The 15,901-nt window shown below is 72.8% G+C and carries 13 protein-coding genes; 11 read left to right on the top strand and 2 right to left on the bottom strand.

Annotated features, from left to right (window positions below; all coding sequences use genetic code 11):
- On the bottom strand, positions 1–272 hold a 272-nt coding region (locus E1182_RS22030), incomplete at its 3' end, for a GntR family transcriptional regulator (RefSeq protein WP_132268404.1).
- A gap of 296 nt (positions 273–568) precedes the next feature.
- Here E1182_RS22030 and E1182_RS22035 point away from each other — a divergent pair.
- From E1182_RS22035 to E1182_RS22055, 5 genes are all read left to right on the top strand, one after another.
- Positions 569–3,376 (top strand): AAA family ATPase, encoded by a 2,808-nt coding sequence (locus E1182_RS22035; RefSeq protein ID WP_132268406.1) that lies wholly within the window; start codon positions 569–571, stop codon positions 3,374–3,376.
- A gap of 176 nt (positions 3,377–3,552) precedes the next feature.
- Positions 3,553–3,963, top strand: a complete 411-nt coding sequence (locus E1182_RS22040) for a hypothetical protein (RefSeq protein ID WP_132268408.1) — start codon at positions 3,553–3,555, stop codon at positions 3,961–3,963.
- A 62-nt stretch (positions 3,964–4,025) separates the two neighbouring features.
- Complete coding sequence (locus tag E1182_RS22045) at positions 4,026–5,126, top strand: tetratricopeptide repeat protein (protein WP_132268410.1); 1,101 nt, start codon at positions 4,026–4,028, stop codon at positions 5,124–5,126.
- Between the two features lie 5 nt (positions 5,127–5,131).
- Positions 5,132–7,756: a cysteine peptidase family C39 domain-containing protein gene (locus tag E1182_RS22050; protein ID WP_165942686.1), complete on the top strand. Its 2,625-nt coding sequence runs from the start codon at positions 5,132–5,134 to the stop codon at positions 7,754–7,756.
- Positions 7,753–9,297, top strand: coding sequence for an ABC transporter ATP-binding protein (locus E1182_RS22055; protein ID WP_132268416.1), 1,545 nt, complete (start codon positions 7,753–7,755; stop codon positions 9,295–9,297). The genes E1182_RS22050 and E1182_RS22055 overlap by 4 nt, the downstream gene beginning before the upstream one ends.
- Before the next feature lie 101 nt (positions 9,298–9,398).
- Here the strand turns inward: E1182_RS22055 and E1182_RS22060 are convergent, their stop codons facing one another.
- On the bottom strand, positions 9,399–10,148 hold the full coding sequence (locus E1182_RS22060; protein WP_132268418.1) for a glycoside hydrolase family 16 protein: 750 nt from the start codon (positions 10,146–10,148) through the stop codon (positions 9,399–9,401).
- Positions 10,149–10,510: 362 nt separating this feature from the next.
- Between E1182_RS22060 and E1182_RS22065 the strand changes: the two genes are divergently transcribed.
- The 6 genes from E1182_RS22065 to E1182_RS22090 all read left to right on the top strand — a co-directional run.
- Positions 10,511–10,876: a YciI family protein gene (locus E1182_RS22065; RefSeq protein WP_132268420.1), complete on the top strand. Its 366-nt coding sequence runs from the start codon at positions 10,511–10,513 to the stop codon at positions 10,874–10,876.
- Positions 10,877–11,103: 227 nt separating this feature from the next.
- Positions 11,104–12,552: a pyruvate kinase gene (gene pyk / locus E1182_RS22070; protein ID WP_132268422.1), complete on the top strand. Its 1,449-nt coding sequence runs from the start codon at positions 11,104–11,106 to the stop codon at positions 12,550–12,552.
- A 7-nt stretch (positions 12,553–12,559) separates the two neighbouring features.
- A complete protein-coding gene (locus E1182_RS22075; RefSeq protein ID WP_132268424.1) occupies positions 12,560–13,444 on the top strand; it encodes an acyl-CoA thioesterase II in 885 nt (294 codons plus the stop codon).
- 57 nt (positions 13,445–13,501) lie between these two features.
- Entirely contained in the window at positions 13,502–13,972 is a 471-nt protein-coding gene (locus E1182_RS22080; RefSeq protein ID WP_132268426.1) for an Rrf2 family transcriptional regulator, read from the top strand.
- Positions 13,973–14,143: 171 nt separating this feature from the next.
- The gene (locus tag E1182_RS22085; protein WP_132268429.1) at positions 14,144–15,121 is read left to right on the top strand and encodes a sulfite exporter TauE/SafE family protein; all 978 of its coding nucleotides are present in this window, start codon (positions 14,144–14,146) and stop codon (positions 15,119–15,121) included.
- Between the two features lie 334 nt (positions 15,122–15,455).
- Positions 15,456–15,901: cellulose-binding domain-containing protein (locus E1182_RS22090; RefSeq protein WP_207921478.1), on the top strand; the 446-nt coding region annotated here is incomplete at its 3' end.

Raw genomic sequence — 15,901 nt, forward strand, 5'->3', positions numbered from 1 at the left:
GGGTCGGTGTGTACCTGCCGGACGTAGGTGCCCGATCCGGGTCTGCTCTCTACCAGGCCCTTGGCCAGTAGTAGCTCGTAGGCGGAGATCACCACGCCGCGGGAGACGCCCAGCAGCCGGGCCAGGTCCCTGGTCGACGGCAGCCGCGTCGCGTGAGCGAGCTGGCCTGCGTGGATGGCACGGGCCAGTTGGGTCACCAGTTGTTGCGGTAGGTGCTCCGCGTGTTCGCGGCGCAGGTTGATGTGGACGGTGAGTTGATCGACCACGCGCATGTTTCCCCCCATAGTCTCGGCGGCTGCCCCGACCCGCCACGGTCGACCAGCCCGCCACCCCAAGGCTCGGTCGAGGCCCCGCTGCCGGCCTCGGGGTATGACCCCAAAGTGCTTGTGACCCGGGTAACTCACCCGTCGACGCAGGTCAGCGGCGCGACCGCGGCTGCCGGGGCGGTGCCGCCCGGGCGTCATCGCCAGGCGGTGTCACCAAGCCGACAACCACTCCTGGGGTTTTCCCTGAGGCCGGCGCGTCATCGGGGCCTCCCGGAGCGGCCGTCGACTGGCAGACTCCGGGGGTGGCCGCCGACGCATCCCTGTTGGAGCGAGAAGCCGAACTGGCGCTCCTGGGCCAGGCGTTCACGACCGCAGCCGCCGGCCGCGGAGCGGCGGTCCTGGTCGAGGGCCCGGCCGGTATCGGAAAGAGCACCCTCATGGAGGCCGCCCGCCGGGTCGCCGCCGCGACGGGCCTGCGGGTGCTCAGTGCCCGCGGCAGCCAACTGGAGCAGGAGTTCGGCTACGGGGTGGTCCGTCAGCTGGTGGAGCCGGTCCTGTTCACCGCGCCGACAGCGGACCGGGTCCGTCTCCTGCGGGGGCCGGCCCACCGGGTGCCCGCGCTGCTGGACGTGGATCCCACCGGGCCGGCACCTGGTGACCTCGCTGTGTCGTACGCGCTCTATTGGCTGCTGGTGAACCTGACCGGTCGCGGACCGGTGGCTCTCGTCGTCGACGACGCGCACTGGGTGGACGACGCATCGCTGCGGTTCCTTCGCTACCTGATGCCGCGGGCCGCCGAGCTGCCGCTGGCGATCGTCGTCGCCGGACGGCCCAGCGCCGACGCGGGCCAGTGGGACGAGCTGGCCGCGGAGCCGGCGGCGGCCCTGATGCGCCTGGCGCCGCTGAGTCCGGCCGGCACGGCGCGGCTGGTCGAGTCTGTCACCGCGGCGGCCAGCGCCGAGCTGGTCTCCGCCTGCCACCGCCTCACCGGCGGCAACCCCCTGCTGGTACGGGAACTGGCCACCGCCGCGCGCGCGGCGGGGGGTGCCGCGGCCGACGGGGACGAGCCGGCGCTGCGTGCCCTGGGCGGGGCGGCGCTCGCCCAACGGATGCCCGCCGTGCTGGCGAACCTGACCCCGGCCGCTGTCCGGTTCGCCGAGGCCTGCGCGGTGCTGGGCGAGGAGGCCGCCCCGCACATCGTCAGCGGTCTGACCGAGGCGGGTGGGCGGTTGGACGAGCTACGCGGGGAACTGGTCGCCGCGGGCATCCTGCGCACCGGCACCCGGGTCGCGTTCCGGCACGTGTTGATCCGTGACGCGGTCTATGCCGGCATCGGCCCCGTGACCCGCAGTCGGCTGCACCGGCGCGCGGCGGATCTGCTGGTCGCTGACGGGCAGCCGGTCGCCCTGGCGGCCACTCATCTGCTGGCGACCCTGCCCGCCGCCGACAGTTGGGTGGTCAGGACACTGCTCGACGCCGCCGGCGATGCGGCCAACCGGGCGTCTCCCCGCTCCGCCCTGGCGTTCCTGGAGCGGGCCATCCAGGAGCCTCCGCCGGACCAGCGGACCACCACGAACCTCATCCGGCTCGCCGGCACGGTGGCACAGGGGGTGAACTGGCAGACGTCGATCAGTTACCTGCGGCGGGCCGCCGCCCTCGCCGAGGACATCGTCGAACGTGCCCAGGTCACCGAACTGCTCGGCCGGGCGACGTTCCTGGCGTGCCGCAACGCCGAAGCGATCGCGCTGCTGGAGCGCATGCTGTCGGACCTGAACGGCGAGCACACAGATCTGGACCACCGGCTGCGTACGGTGATCCTGGCGGCCGCGGCCGCCGACCTGGACCTACGGCACACCGGTTCGCCCCATCTGGCCGTGCTGCGGGCGGCACCCCGGCTGAGCGCCGATGTCCGATACCGCCTGGACGCCCTGACCGCTTTCTGGGCCGCCGCCATCGACGTGGACCGGGCCACGGCGGTCGCCGCCGCGCTGCGGGCCTTGCGTCCCCGAGCCGGCGGTGCCCCCGACCCGGGCGCCGCTTCGCCGGTGCTGGCCTACGGGACGTTGGTCGACGCCGATCACGACGACGTGCTGTCCGAACTGGACCGGGCGTGGTTCGCGGCCCACGAGGAGGGCTCGACGCACGCGGCCGGGCTGGCCGCCGCGTTCCGCGCCTACGCCCTGCTGAGCCACGGGCACCTGGCCGATGCGGACGAGGACACGCGGACCGCGATGGCGTTCACCTCGACCCCACTGGCCACACTGAGCCGGGCCTACGCCGGGGTCATCCGGGCGGAGGTGCAGCTTGCCCGGGGCCAGCGCGACGCCGCGGCACGGGCGATACGGTGGGCGATCGCCCAGGGCCAGCCGGTGCCCGCGCAACAGCTCAAGATGGCACTGGTCCAAGCCCGCCTCGACCTGGCCGAGGGGCGACCGGAGGCGGCCGCGCGGCGCGCCGAGGAGGCTGGTCGGCGGCTGACCGGCGACGGTTGGTTGAACCCCGCGATCTGGCCCTGGCGGTCGGTGGCGGCACTGGGGCGGCACGCGTTGGACCAGCGGGACGCGGCCCGGGCGCTCGCTGTCGAGGAACTCGACCTGGCACGTCGCTGGGGAGCACCGCGGGCGCTGAGCCGGGCACTGCGGGCCGTGGCCACGGTGACCGGTGACCGGTCCACGGCGGACCTGCTGGAGGAGGCGGTACGGGTGGTGCGGGGCACCCCTGCCCGGCTGGAACTGGCCACCGCGCTGCACGCGTTCGGCGCGGCGATCCGCCTGCGGCACCCGAAAGCCGCGCGAACCGCGCTCGGCGAGGCCCTGCAGTTGGCGCGGGAGTGTGGCGCCGACGAGTTGGCGCGGCAGGCTCGGGAGGCGCTCACCGACATCGGTGAGCAGGTGCTCGCCCCGGCGCACGCGCGGCTGACGCCCGGAGAGTGGCGGGTGGCGCGACTGGCCGCCGCGGGCCGTGCCAATCACGAGATCGCCCAGGATCTGCACGTCACGCCGAAGACGGTCGAGACCCATCTGAGCAGCGTCTATCGCAAGCTCGGTGTGCGTAACCGCACCGCCATGGCGCGGGTGCTCGCCGAGACGAGCGTCGGTCAGGCGGGATAGCGGCCGTCCAACTGGTACCCCGGTTCTGCCCGGTGAGTGGTCCGCTGGGGCACGGCACGCGGTCGTACGGTCGTCTCACGCTCTGGGGCACACCCAGAGCCGCAACAGGTCAGGAACCGATGTGTCCGACGGCTGGGCGTCCGCTCGCCGCGACATCGACGATCGAAGGGAAAGACATGCAGACGAGCTACCCCGCCGGCCCGCGCGCCGACCGTACCGACACGCGGGCTGGCGGCCAGTCGGAGAACCACAGCGCGGCGTTGGTGGTGCGTACCCAGGTGACCGCCGGCGGCGTGCGCTTCAACCACAGCGAGGCGGTGACCGTGCGTACCCCGGCGACCGGCGAGGCTCCTGCGGGCGACCGCAAGGAGACGTTGGCGGTGCGCAGCCAGGTGCGGGCGGGTCGACTGTCGATGAACCACAGTGAGGCGCTCGTGGTGCGTAGTGAGGTGCGGGCCGGTGTGGCGCCCATCGGGGTGAACCACAGTGAGGCGCTCGTGGTGCGTAGTGAGGTGCGGGCCGGTGTGGTGCCCATCGGGGCGAACCACAGCCAGGCCCTGGCAGAGGCCGGCGGGTCGCGCGCCTGAGCCAGCCGCACCGGCTGGCGCGGCTGGGTGACCTGACGACGGGCGACGAGAGGGATCCGACGGTGACCACGACGTACGACCCGGTGGAGCTGGCCGTCGCACTCCATCGGGAGGCGCTGTCGGCCCGGGACGCTCACCGCTATCCGCAAGCCGTGGCGCTGTGCCGGCGTGCCCTCGACCTGTTCGAGACGCACGCCGGCTCGGCCCATCCCGACGTGGCCAACGTGCTGAGCCTGCTCGGTGGCGCCAAGGACGAACTCGGTGCACATGCCGCCGCCGAGGCGGACCACCGCCGCGCCGTCGCCATCATGGCGGCGTTGCCCTGCGGGCACGGCGTCCTGCTGTGGCTGGCGGTCCAGGCCCGGCTCGGGTTGGGTGCCAACCTGCGCTGGCAGGGTCGCTACCCGGAGGCGAGAGACGAACTGCGGGTAGCCCTGGACCTGGCCGAGGCGGCACCCGGTCGCGCCGAAGTCGATCTTGTTCCGATCTGGAACGAGCTCGGCGTCCTGGGCAAGTTCGCGGGCCACTTCGACGAGGCCGAGTCCTTCTACCTGCGGGCTCAGGCCGCGTTGGTCGCCGCGTTCGGCCCGGACGCGCCGCAGTTGGCCGGCGTGTGCCACAACTTGGCCGGGCTGGCACACAGCCGGGGCCGGTTCGTCGAGGGCGAAACGCACGCGCGCCGGTCGTTGACGCTGCACCGGCGGGCCTTTCCCGACGACCACCCCGCAGTGGTGGCCGACGAGGCGCATCTCGCCGTGTTACTGCAGGCTCAGGGCAAGCTGGCCGAGGCCGAACCACTGCTGCGCCGGGCGGTGTCCTACTTCACCGACCGCCGCGGCCCCGAAAACTATGACGTGGTCGTCAACCTGCACAACCTGGCCGCGGTGCGGGCGGGGCTCGGCTATCCCGACGAGGCGGAAGCGCTCTATGAGCGGGCACTGACCGGCAAGCTGCGGGTGCTGGGTCCACGCCATCCGGAGGTCGGCCTCACCCTGAACAACCTGGCGGTGCTCGTGGCCGATCGGGGCGACCTGGCCCGCGCCGCGGAACTCGCCGGCCGGGCGCGCGCGGTGCTGGCCGCGACCGTCGCGCCCGACCATCCGGCGTTGGTAACCGCCACGACGAATCTCGCCACCTTCGCCGCGGCCGCCCGGGAAGGGTGATGGAGATGAGGCGTCGCCTGTTCGCGCCGGAAGTGGTGCAGACCTCGGCGATGGACTGCGGTCCGGCGACGTTGACCGGCCTGCTGCGTGGCTTCGGCATCCGGGCCAGCTATGCCCGGCTGCGCGACGCCTGCGCCACCGATGTGGACGGCACATCCATCGACGCCATGCAGGACGCCGCGCAGCTGTTGGGCCTGGACGTACAGCAGGTGATGATGCCGGTGGAGCATCTGCTGTCGGAGCAGGCGGAGGCGCTGCCGGCGATCGTCGTCACCCGGCAACCGGGCGGCTCGACCCACTTCGTGGTGGTGTGGCGGCGGCACGGTCGGTTGCTGCAGGTGATGGACCCGGCTGTCGGACGACGGTGGGTGCACGCCGAGCGTTTCCTCGCCGACGTGTACGTCCACGAGATGACGATTCCGGCCGCCGCCTTCAATCGGTGGGCACGCTCCGACGCGATGTCCGGCCCGCTGCGCTGCGCACTGGCCTGGCTGGGCATCGCGCCGGCCGACGCGGACGCGATGATCTCGGCCGCCAAGGCCGTGGACGGATGGCTGGGGTTCGCCGCGCTCGACGCCGCTGTCCGGCAGGTGACCGTGGAGGTACGCGGCGCCGCGCTGCCCCGCCGAGCCGCCGCGGCGAAGGTGCGCCGGCTCGTCGCATCGCCCAGGTCCATCGCCGATGAGCACTGGTTCGCGCGGGCCGCCGAGGACGATCACGTCACGATCCGCGGTGCGGTGCTGGTGCGGGCTCTTGGCGTCGCTGCCGACCAGCCTTCCGCCGACTCGCTGCCACCCGATCTGGCGGCCGCGCTGAGCCACACCGACCCGGCGCCGGTCCGATTTCTGCGCCAGCGGCTGCGCGAGATCGGCCGATGGCGTCTCGCCGGGCTGTCGACCGGCGCGGCGCTCGCCGCCGTCGCAGTGCTGACCGAGGCCGTCGCGTTCCGGGCGCTGCTCGGCGACGACGCCGACCCGGCCGGGCTGATCCCGCTGCTGGTCGGCCTGGGTGCTGTCCTGCTGGCTCTCGACGGGTTTCTGGTGACCCAGGCCATGGCCGTCGGTCGGCGATTGGAGCGCAACCTGCGGGCCGGGCTGATGCGTCTGCTGCCCACCCTGCCCGACCGCTATCTGCGCAGCCGTCCGCTGTCGGATCTCGCCGAGCGCGCTCACCGAATGCACCGCCTGCGGGAGCTGCCCAACCAGACGGTGGAGGCCGTTCGGCTGGGCGTCTATCTGGCGCTGCTTCCGGTGGTTATCGGGCTGATCGACGCCCGCAGCGCGGTGCCCGCCGCGTTGGCCGCGACGGTGGCCACCGGCGTCGGTCTCCTGCTGCTGCCGGCACAGGCCGAGCGGGAGTTGCGGCTGCGCAGCCACGTCGGCGTGGTCGCCCGGTTCTACCTCGATGCTCTCGTGGGCCTGGTGGCCATCCGGTCGCACCGCGCCGAGTCCGTGGTGGAGCGGGAACACGACCGGCTGCTCGGGCCGTGGGCGGCCGCGGTACGAGCAGTCCACCGTACGGCGGTCACCGCGGAGCTTGCCCAGGCCGGTATCGGCATCGCGTTCGTGGCGTGGCTGCTCGCCGGCGCGGCGGGGCGGGTCAGCGACCCCGCCGACTATCTGCTGCTGGCGTACTGGGCCGTGGCGTTGCCCGCTGTCGGGCAGCAGTTGGGCGTGCTCGCCCGTCGCTATCCGGCTTACCGCAGCGTGACTCTGCGGCTCATCGAACCCTTCGCGACCACGGTGGAATCCACGACCGGTCCCCTCCGCGCTCCGGTGACCAGGCCGGCGGACGGTTCGGGGGTCGAGGTGCGGCTGACGGGGGTACGCGTGGTGGCGGGTGGCCAACCCGTTCTCGCCGTGGACGAGCTGACCGTGCCGGCGGGCAGTCAGGTAGCCGTGGTCGGCCGCTCGGGCTCAGGCAAGTCGACACTGGTCGGCCTGCTCCTTGGTTGGCACACCCCCGCACAGGGCGAGGTACGCGTCGACGGCGCGCCGCTGGACGCCTCCGCGATGGCCCGGCTGCGGGCGGCAACCGCCTGGGTGGATCCCGAGGTGACCGTCTGGAACACCTCGCTGGCGGCGAACCTCACCTACGGCTCGGCCTGCCCGGACACGCCACCCGGGGCGCTGCTGTCGGACGACGTGCTGGCCGACGTCGAACTTGGGCCGGTCGTCGAGACGCTCGGCGCTGGTCTGGCCGAACCGCTGGGCGAAGGCGGCGGCCTGCTCTCCGGCGGCGAAGCGCAGCGTGTCCGGCTCGGTCGGGCCCGCTTGCGGCGGGGAGTCCGGTTGGCCATCCTGGACGAGCCGTTCCGAGGGCTCGACCGCGGCCAACGCGGCCGACTGCTGCCGCGGGCGCGTACCTGGTGGCCGGGCGCGACCATGATCTTCATCACCCACGACGTGACCGACACGCTCGATTTTCCCCGCGTGCTCGTGGTCGACGACGGACAGATCGTCGAGGACGGTGACCCGGCCGTGCTGGCGCAGAAGCCGGAATCGACCTATCGGGGACTGCTCGACGCGGCGGAGGGAGCCGAAGCCCAACTCACCGGTCCCGCGTGGACGCACGTACGGGTGTCTCGGGGCACCGTGACGATCATGGACCGGTCGGGATCGCCCCGATGAAGCGCGTCTGCGCCCTGCTCGCCGCGTTCCTGGCCGCGCACCTGGCACAGTACTCGCTGTTCCTCGGGTCCTGGCTCGTGCTCGGGCACGCCGCATTCGCCGGGACGGTCACGGGTGGGACACTCGCCAACTGGGCCGCGCTCATGGCGGGCAGCGCATTGGCCAGAGCCGTCGGCATCCGGTTGCAGGCCGGTCTGGTGGTGGAGGCCGGTGGCCGACTGCGCCGCCGGTTGCTGCACGGGGCGCTGGAGCTCGACCTCGCCGGAGTGCGCCGCGAGGGCACCGGCCACCTGCTCGGGCGGGCCCTGGAGGCAGAAGGTATCGAGGACCTGGCCGTGGGCGGCGCACTCGGCGGCGTTGCCGCCAGCCTGGAACTCGGGCTGGCCATGCTCCTGCTGGCGGAGGCTCTCGGCCCGGTAGCCCCGGGCGCGCTGGCGGCATGGCTGGCCGTCGCCGCCTTCGCCACCCACCGCTATGTCCGTCACCGTGGTCGCTGGGCCGCAGCTCGGATGCGGCTCGGCAACGATCTCGCGGAGAAGATGGCCGGGCACCGCACCCGGGCGGTGCAGCAGCGACCCGAGTCGCGCCATGACGGTGAGGAAGCCGCGCTGACGGCCTACGACGAACTGGGCCGTCGCAGTGACCGCTGGCTCGCCGCGCTGACCGTGGTGGTCCCGCGCGGTTGGGCGTTGGCGGGTGTGGTGCTGCTCGCGGGCGTCGCGAACGCGCAGGCATCCCCGGCCTCGGTGGCGGCCGGTGCGGTCGGGGTGCTCGTCGGGTTCGGCGCGTTGACGCGACTGGAGGTGGGGTTGGCCGGCATGGTGGACGCGTGGTGCGCCTGGGCGCAGCTGCGCCCGCTGCTTCCCGACCGTGGCGTTCGCCGCGCGGGGAACACTCCGGCGGACCACCCGACGCCGGCCGTGGCGACCGACAGCGCGGTGATCGAGGCGCGGGCGATCGGCTACCGCTACCCGGGCCGCGACCGGGTTGCGTTGCGCGATGTGTATCTGCGTGTCGGCACCGGCGAACGGGTGCTCATCCAGGGCCCGTCGGGCAGCGGCAAATCCACGCTGGCGGCCGTTCTGTCGGGCCGGTACGTGCCGACCGGAGGCGAGTTGCGCCTGCACGGCGTCGAGCGTGAGGTTGTTGGCGCGGCCACGTGGCAACGTCGGGTGCTCGCGGTGCCGCAGGCCGAGCAGAACCATCTCCTGCTGGGCACATTGGCGATGAACCTCCTGCTCGGTCGGCGTTGGCCGCCCGAGCAGGACGACCTGCGCCACGCCGACGAGGTGTGCCGGGCGCTGGGCCTTGGCGAGCTTCTCGACCGGATGCCCGCCGGTTTGGCGCAGATCGTCGGGGAGACCGGCTGGCGGCTGTCGCACGGGGAACGCAGCCTGGTTTTCCTCGGCAGGGCGCTGTTGCAGGGGGCTGACGTGCTGATTCTGGACGAGACGTTCGGCGCGGTGGATCCACACAGATTGGCCCGCGCCGCGAAGGTGGTCGCCGAGCGGGCGCCGACGCTCGTGGTGATCCGGCACTGACCTGTGCTCGGTCTGTGCGGTAGCCGCGACACCGATGCCCGGCCGGCGGCTGCGTGGCAGACGGTCCGAACCTTCACGCGCCTTGTTCAGCGGTCTGCCAGCTAGCCCTCGCAGACGTAGTCGAGCACGAACAACGGCACGTGGCCGGCGTGCGCGGCCGCCGCCGGCTTCGCGGGGAAGTCGAAGACGCCGATCATCATCTGCATGGGGTAGTCCGGCGCCTGCTCCACGGTGCGCACGTGGTGGCCGTCAACGAAGAAGTCCACTCGGCCCGGGCGCCAGTCGGCGGCGTAGACGTGGAAATCGGTCACGTCGATCGGTAGTCGCGGTGTGCTGAAGTCGTCGCGCAGGGCGGGGTCACGGAACGGGTGGATGCCCATGCCCACCGTTGGTCCGGTCCGGTCGATCGCGTCGCCGAACACCTCGAAGAGGCAGATCTCGCCCGAGCGTTGGGGCTCGTCCTCAATGCCGACCAGCCAGACCGACGCCATGGAGCGCGCGGTCAGCTCCATGCGCGCGCGGACCTCCAGGACGCCGTGGTGGGGCGTCCAGCCCCACTGCGTCGGCTGCGCCTCACGCACCCGGAGCCCGTCGCGGAACGGCTGCTGGCCCACTGTGCTGCCGACCTCACCGGAGAACACGCCGGACTGGATGGCCGAGACGCGCAGTGGCTCCTCATGCTCGACGGGGCACAACAGGTCCTGCTCCGGCGGGATCGACAACTGCAAGTGGGAACTGCCGACCGCGTACGTCGCCGCGCTTTCGGCACGAGAGCTCCACTGCGGCAGGTAGTGCGGAATCCACACCGAGCGGTCGAGGTCGTGGTCCTCGAAGTCATCGCGGAAGCTCACGCCGTGAGCATACGAGTGCCGCCGAGGACGGGGTGAGCCGCGAACGCAGCCGGCCGGTCGACATCGACCCGACCTCGGCGCGGGCGCTGGTCGTGTCCGCCCTCGTACCGGCGACGCCTGCGGCACCGCTACCCGCCCGTTCGGCGCTCGGGCGGGCCTGTGCGTGCTGAGCCCACCGGCACCGATGCTTGTCGACCATGTCCGCCGGGTGACGTGTGGGGACGAACCACCCACCCGTCGGGTTACCGGACGTGACCCGGGGCAAGTGCCGCAAGCGCCCGCTGCGGCCGGTTCGGCCGTGCGACGCTGGGCCGAGTCGGGGCCGGCGCGGTACGCACGCCGGCAGCGCGGGAGGGAACGCCATGACAGACAGGCCGCAGCTGGACTTCGCGCTGGACACGTACGAGTGCATCGTGCTCTATCCGGGGCCGGCCGGGCCGGTGCTGCCCCAGGAGACCGTGCAGCGGCTCCAGGCCGAGCACCTGGCGCACATGCAGGCGTTGCAGCGTCAGGGGTTGGTGCTGGTCGCCGGTTCGATCGACGGGCCGGCCCGGGAGCCGGCGCCGCCCATCGGCATCGGCCTGGCCCGCACCGGTTCGGTGGACGACGTCCGCACCGTCATGGAGGCCGACCCGGCCGTGCAGGCCGGGCTCTACCAGGTGGACGTGCTGACCTTCCTCTGCCCGGCCGGCGCGTTGGAGTTTCCGCTGGCCAGGACGGAGAGCTGAGCCTACGGGTCGGCGCCGGCGGGGCGTCCGCGGGTCCGCCTCGGGCCTTCGGTGCCGGCGAGCGGTACGATTCCCGGCGCGCGGTCGCCGATGCCCGCCGCTCACGACGTCCTCCGGCACGGCCCGCGTCCCGCCGGCCCACCCGCCCGGTCGCGCGTCGTTGGACAACCGTTCCACAGTCCGCAAGGGGTCGGCTCCCAGGTCGATCCGGAGGAGAGACTAGCCTGATGGGCGTGACACGCCGCGCGAAGATCGTCTGCACCCTTGGCCCCGCCACCTCGTCTCCGGAGCGGATCCGGGGGCTCGTCGAGGCGGGCATGAACGTGGCCCGGCTCAACTTCAGCCATGGCAGCCACGAAGATCACGAGGCGGTGTACCGCCTGGTGCGCGAGGCGGCCGACGCGGCCGGTCGTCCCGTCGCCGTCCTGGCCGACCTGCAGGGCCCGAAGATCCGCCTCGGCCGGTTCGCCGACGGCCCGCACGAGTGGCGCACCGGCGACTCGGTGGTGATCACCGGCGACGACATCCTCGGCACCCGGGACCGGGTCTCCTGCACCTACCGCAAGCTGCCGCAGGAGGTCAAGCCGGGCGACCGACTGCTGATCGACGACGGGCGGGTCGCCGTCGAGGTCAGCGACGTCACCGGCAACGACATTCGTTGCCTGGTGACCGAGGGCGGGCCGGTCTCGAACAACAAGGGTGTCTCGCTGCCGAACGTCGCGGTCAGCGTGCCCGCCATGTCCGAGAAGGACGCCGAAGACCTGCGTTTCGCCCTCGGTCTCGGGGTCGACATGATCGCGCTTTCCTTCGTCCGCTCGGCCGAGGACATCAAGCTCGTCCACGCGATCATGGCGGAGGAGGGTGTCTACCGCCCGGTGCTGGCCAAGGTGGAGAAGCCCGAGGCGGTGGACCACCTGGAGGCGATCGTGCTCGCCTTCGACGGCATCATGGTGGCCCGCGGCGACCTGGGCGTGGAGCTTCCGCTGGACCAGGTGCCGCTGGTGCAGAAGCGTGCCGTGCAGCTGTGCCGGGAGAACGCCAAGCCGGTCATCGTGGCCACCCAGATGCTCGACTCCATGATCGAGAACTCTCGCCCGACCCGGGCGGAGGCCTCGGACGTGGCCAACGCCGTGCTCGACGGCGCGGACGCGGTGATGCTCTCCGGCGAGACCAGCGTCGGCAAGTACCCGGTGCTCACCGTCAGCACCATGGCGAAGATCGTCACCACCACCGAGGCCGGCTCGATCGGGGTGCCCCGGCTCCAGCACGACCCGCGTACGCACGGCGGCGCGCTCACCGTCGCCGCCTCCTCGATCGCCCGGGCCATCGGCGCCAAGGCGCTGGTCGCGTTCTCGCAGACCGGCGACACCGTCAAGCGGCTCTCCCGGCTGCACTGCGACCTGCCGCTGCTGGCCTTCACCCCGGTTCCCGAGGTGCGTAACCAGCTCGCCCTCTGCTGGGGCGTGGAGACGTTCCTGATGCCGTTCGTCGAGCACACCGACGACATGTTCCGCCAGGTCGACCAGGCCCTGCTCGGCCTCAACCGGGCCAACCCGGGCGAGTACGTGGTGATCGTGGCCGGCAGCCCGCCCGGCACCCCGGGCTCCACCAACACCCTGCGGGTGCACCAACTCGGCTCGTTGGTCGACGCCGCCTCCGCCCGGGCCCTGCAGTGAGCGTACGGTGACCGACGGTTCGGCGCTGACCGGACAGGCCGCGGTCGACCAGCTGTTGGAGGTGCTCGACCTCGACCACACCGGTGAGATGACGTTCCGGGGGATGAGCCCTCCGGTTGGTCCGCAGCGGGTGTACGGCGGTCAGGTCGCCGGTCAGGCCCTGGTCGCCGCCGGGCGTACCGTCGATGCGGAACGCCTGGTGCACTCGCTGCACGGCTACTTCGTCCGCCCGGGTGACCCCGCCGAGCCGATCGAGTACCAGGTGGAGAACATTCGCGACGGGCGGTCCTTCTCGGTGCGCCGGTCGGTGGCCCTGCAGCACGACAAGCCGATCTTCTTCATGTCCGCGTCGTTCCAGCGGCAGGAGGAGGGGCTGGACCATCACGCACCCGTTCCGGTCGAGGTGCCCGGGCCGGAGCAGGTCCCCACCATGACCGACCGGCTCTCCCGCTACCCGGAACGGCTCGGCATCTGGGGAAAGATCCCGCGCCCGATCGACGTCCGGTACGTGGGTGAGCCCGGCTGGGTACGCCCCGGCGACCGGCCCGCCGAACCGCACCAGCGGGTCTGGATGCGCATCGACGGCAAGCTGCCCGACGATCCGCTGCTGCACGCCTGCGCCCTGACGTACGCCTCCGACCTGACCCTGCTGGACTCGGTGCTCTCGGTACACGGCGAGGTGTGGGGGCCCGGGGGAGTGGTCGGCGCCAGCCTGGACCACGCCCTGTGGTTCCACCGGCCGTTCCGGGCCGACGAGTGGTTCCTCTACGACTGCTGGAGCCCGTCGGCGTCCGGCGCCCGGGGGCTGGCCACCGGCCGGATGTTCACCACCGATGGTCGGCACCTCGCCAGCGCCGTGCAGGAGGGCCTGCTGCGCCGCGTCGGCGAGTGATCGGACGGGCGAGGCCCGACCGGCCGGCCGGTCGGGCCGCCGACTAATCTTGCCGGCATGCGTCTCTCCGCCCGGGTCGACTACGCCCTCCGCGCGTCCGCCGAGTTGGCCGCGGTCGCCGGCGGCGCGAACGCCGGGCGGGCCCGGCCGGTCACCGCCGAGCAGATCGCCCGGGCCCAGGACATTCCGCCGAAGTTCCTCGAGAGCATCCTGCTTCAGCTGCGACGCGGCGGCATCGTGCAGGCCCAGCGTGGCCCCGAGGGCGGCTACTGGCTGGCCCGGCCGGCGGCGGAGATCTCCCTCGCCGAGATCATCCGGGTGATCGACGGACCCCTCGCCCACGTCCGTGGCCAGCGCCCGGAGGAGTTGGGGTACCAGGGCGCGGCGCAGGCGTTGCAGGACGTCTGGATCGCGCTTCGGGCCAGCGAGCGGGCGATCCTGGAGCAGGTGAGCCTTGCCGACGTGGCCGCCGGCAAGCTGCCGGGGCGCGTCAACGAGCTGGCCGCCGACCCGCGCGCCTGGAGCTGACACGCAGGCGTTGCCCGCTGCCGCGACCGGTCCACCGCCCGATCCGCGCGGTTTCTCACCCGTCCGCCGTGGGTCGCGTCCCAGTCCGCGACACAGGGGTTGACCCCGGGGCCTTCCGTACCGCATTGTCGGCCAAGTTGGTAGGAGATGCCGAAAAGCCTGGAGGGGCTCGTGCGCAAGCTTCTGATCCTCGCCCTGGTCGGCCTGGCCGCCCAGCTCGTCGACGGCGCACTCGGCATGGCGTACGGGCTGACCTCGTCGACCCTGCTGCTCTTCGTCGGGGTCGCGCCGGCGGCCGCCTCCGCCTCCGTGCATCTGGCCGAGATCGGCACCACCCTCGCCGCGGGCGTCGCCCACTGGCGCTTCGGCAACGTCGACTGGCGGGTGGTGACCCGCATCGCCGTCCCCGGCGCGCTGGGCGCCTTCGCCGGGGCCACCTTCCTCAGCGCCATCTCCACCGAGTCCGCCGCCCCGTGGATGTCCGGCATCCTCTTCGTCCTCGGCGCGTACCTGCTGATCCGGTTCGCCCGGCCGCTGCGCCCCCGCACCGGCGCGGGTGGGCTGCGCGGCCGGTTCCTTGGTCCGCTCGGCCTGGTCGCCGGCTTCGTCGACGCCACCGGCGGTGGCGGGTGGGGGCCGGTGGCGACCCCCGCGCTGCTGGTCTCCGGCCGGCTCGCCCCACGCAAGGTGATCGGTTCCGTCGACACCGCCGAGTTCATGGTCGCCGCCGCCGCCAGCATCGGATTCCTGATCGGTCTGGGCAGTGAGGGATTCCTGCTGCCTACCGTCGCCGCGCTGCTGATCGGCGGTCTCATCGCGGCCCCGATCGCCGCCTGGCTGGTCCGGATCGTCCCGGCGCAACTGCTCGGTGCTGCCATCGGTGGCGTGATCGTGCTGACCAATGCCCGTACCCTGCTGCGCGTCGGCGACGCCGGCCCGGTGCTCGCCCCGGCGGTCTACGCCCTGCTCGCGGCCGGTTGGCTGCTCGCCCTGGTCCTCGCGGTGCGGGCGCTGCGTCGTACCCGCCGGGCCCGCGCCACCGCCGACGCCGCCCTGGCCGAGGTGGACGCGCCCGCCCCCGCCGCCGAGGTTCCGGTCGCTGTCGCGCCCGCCGAGGCCGAGCCGCGACTGGCCGGCGTCGACCGCTGACCCACCCCGCCGGCGGTGCGGCTGCGGGATGCCACCGCGAGGTGGCGGTTCGCGTGGCACGTGTACGCAGTGTGACTGTCGCCGGTGTGGGCGGCAGAGCAGGGGTCCGGTTCGGAGCGTGGCCCCGATCCCGGATCCGGTAGCTCGGACGGATGGGTTGTGCGGCGGGAAAGCGGTGTCCTAGCATCGGCGGTGCGCGGAGCAACAGTTACGGGCATCAATTCGATACGCGTGCCACTGCCATCACCGTCAGTGCGGCGCACCTGTCCCGCCGGCCCAGGGCAAGCCGGTGTGGTCCGCGACGCCGCGCGCCCACCTCCTCCGGAGGCACCCCGTGCACCTCATCCCGTCCCGCCGGGCCGCGCTCCTCGCCGCGGTCACGGCCACCACCCTCGTCACCGGCACCCTGACCGCCGTGACCGCCGCGGCCGCGGCCAGCGGCTGCCGGGTCGACTACCGGATCACCAACCAGTGGGGCGGCGGCTTCGGCGCCGACGTCACCATCACCAACCTCGGCGACCCGGTGGACGGCTGGACGCTGACCTGGTCGTACACCGCCGGGCAGCGGGTCGGCCAGGCGTGGAACGCCACCGTCACCCAGACCGGCTCCGAGGTCAGCGCCCGCGACGCCGGCTACAACGCCAGCATCGGTACGAACGGCACCGCCACCTTCGGCTTCAACGGCTCGTGGGACAACAGCAGCAACCCCGTACCGGACAGTTTCGCGCTCAACGGGACGACCTGCACCGGTGCGGCTGTCTCTTATATACATCTCACGCC

Source organism: Micromonospora sp. KC721 (genome assembly GCF_004348355.1).
In the GTDB taxonomy this organism is placed as follows: domain Bacteria; phylum Actinomycetota; class Actinomycetes; order Mycobacteriales; family Micromonosporaceae; genus Micromonospora.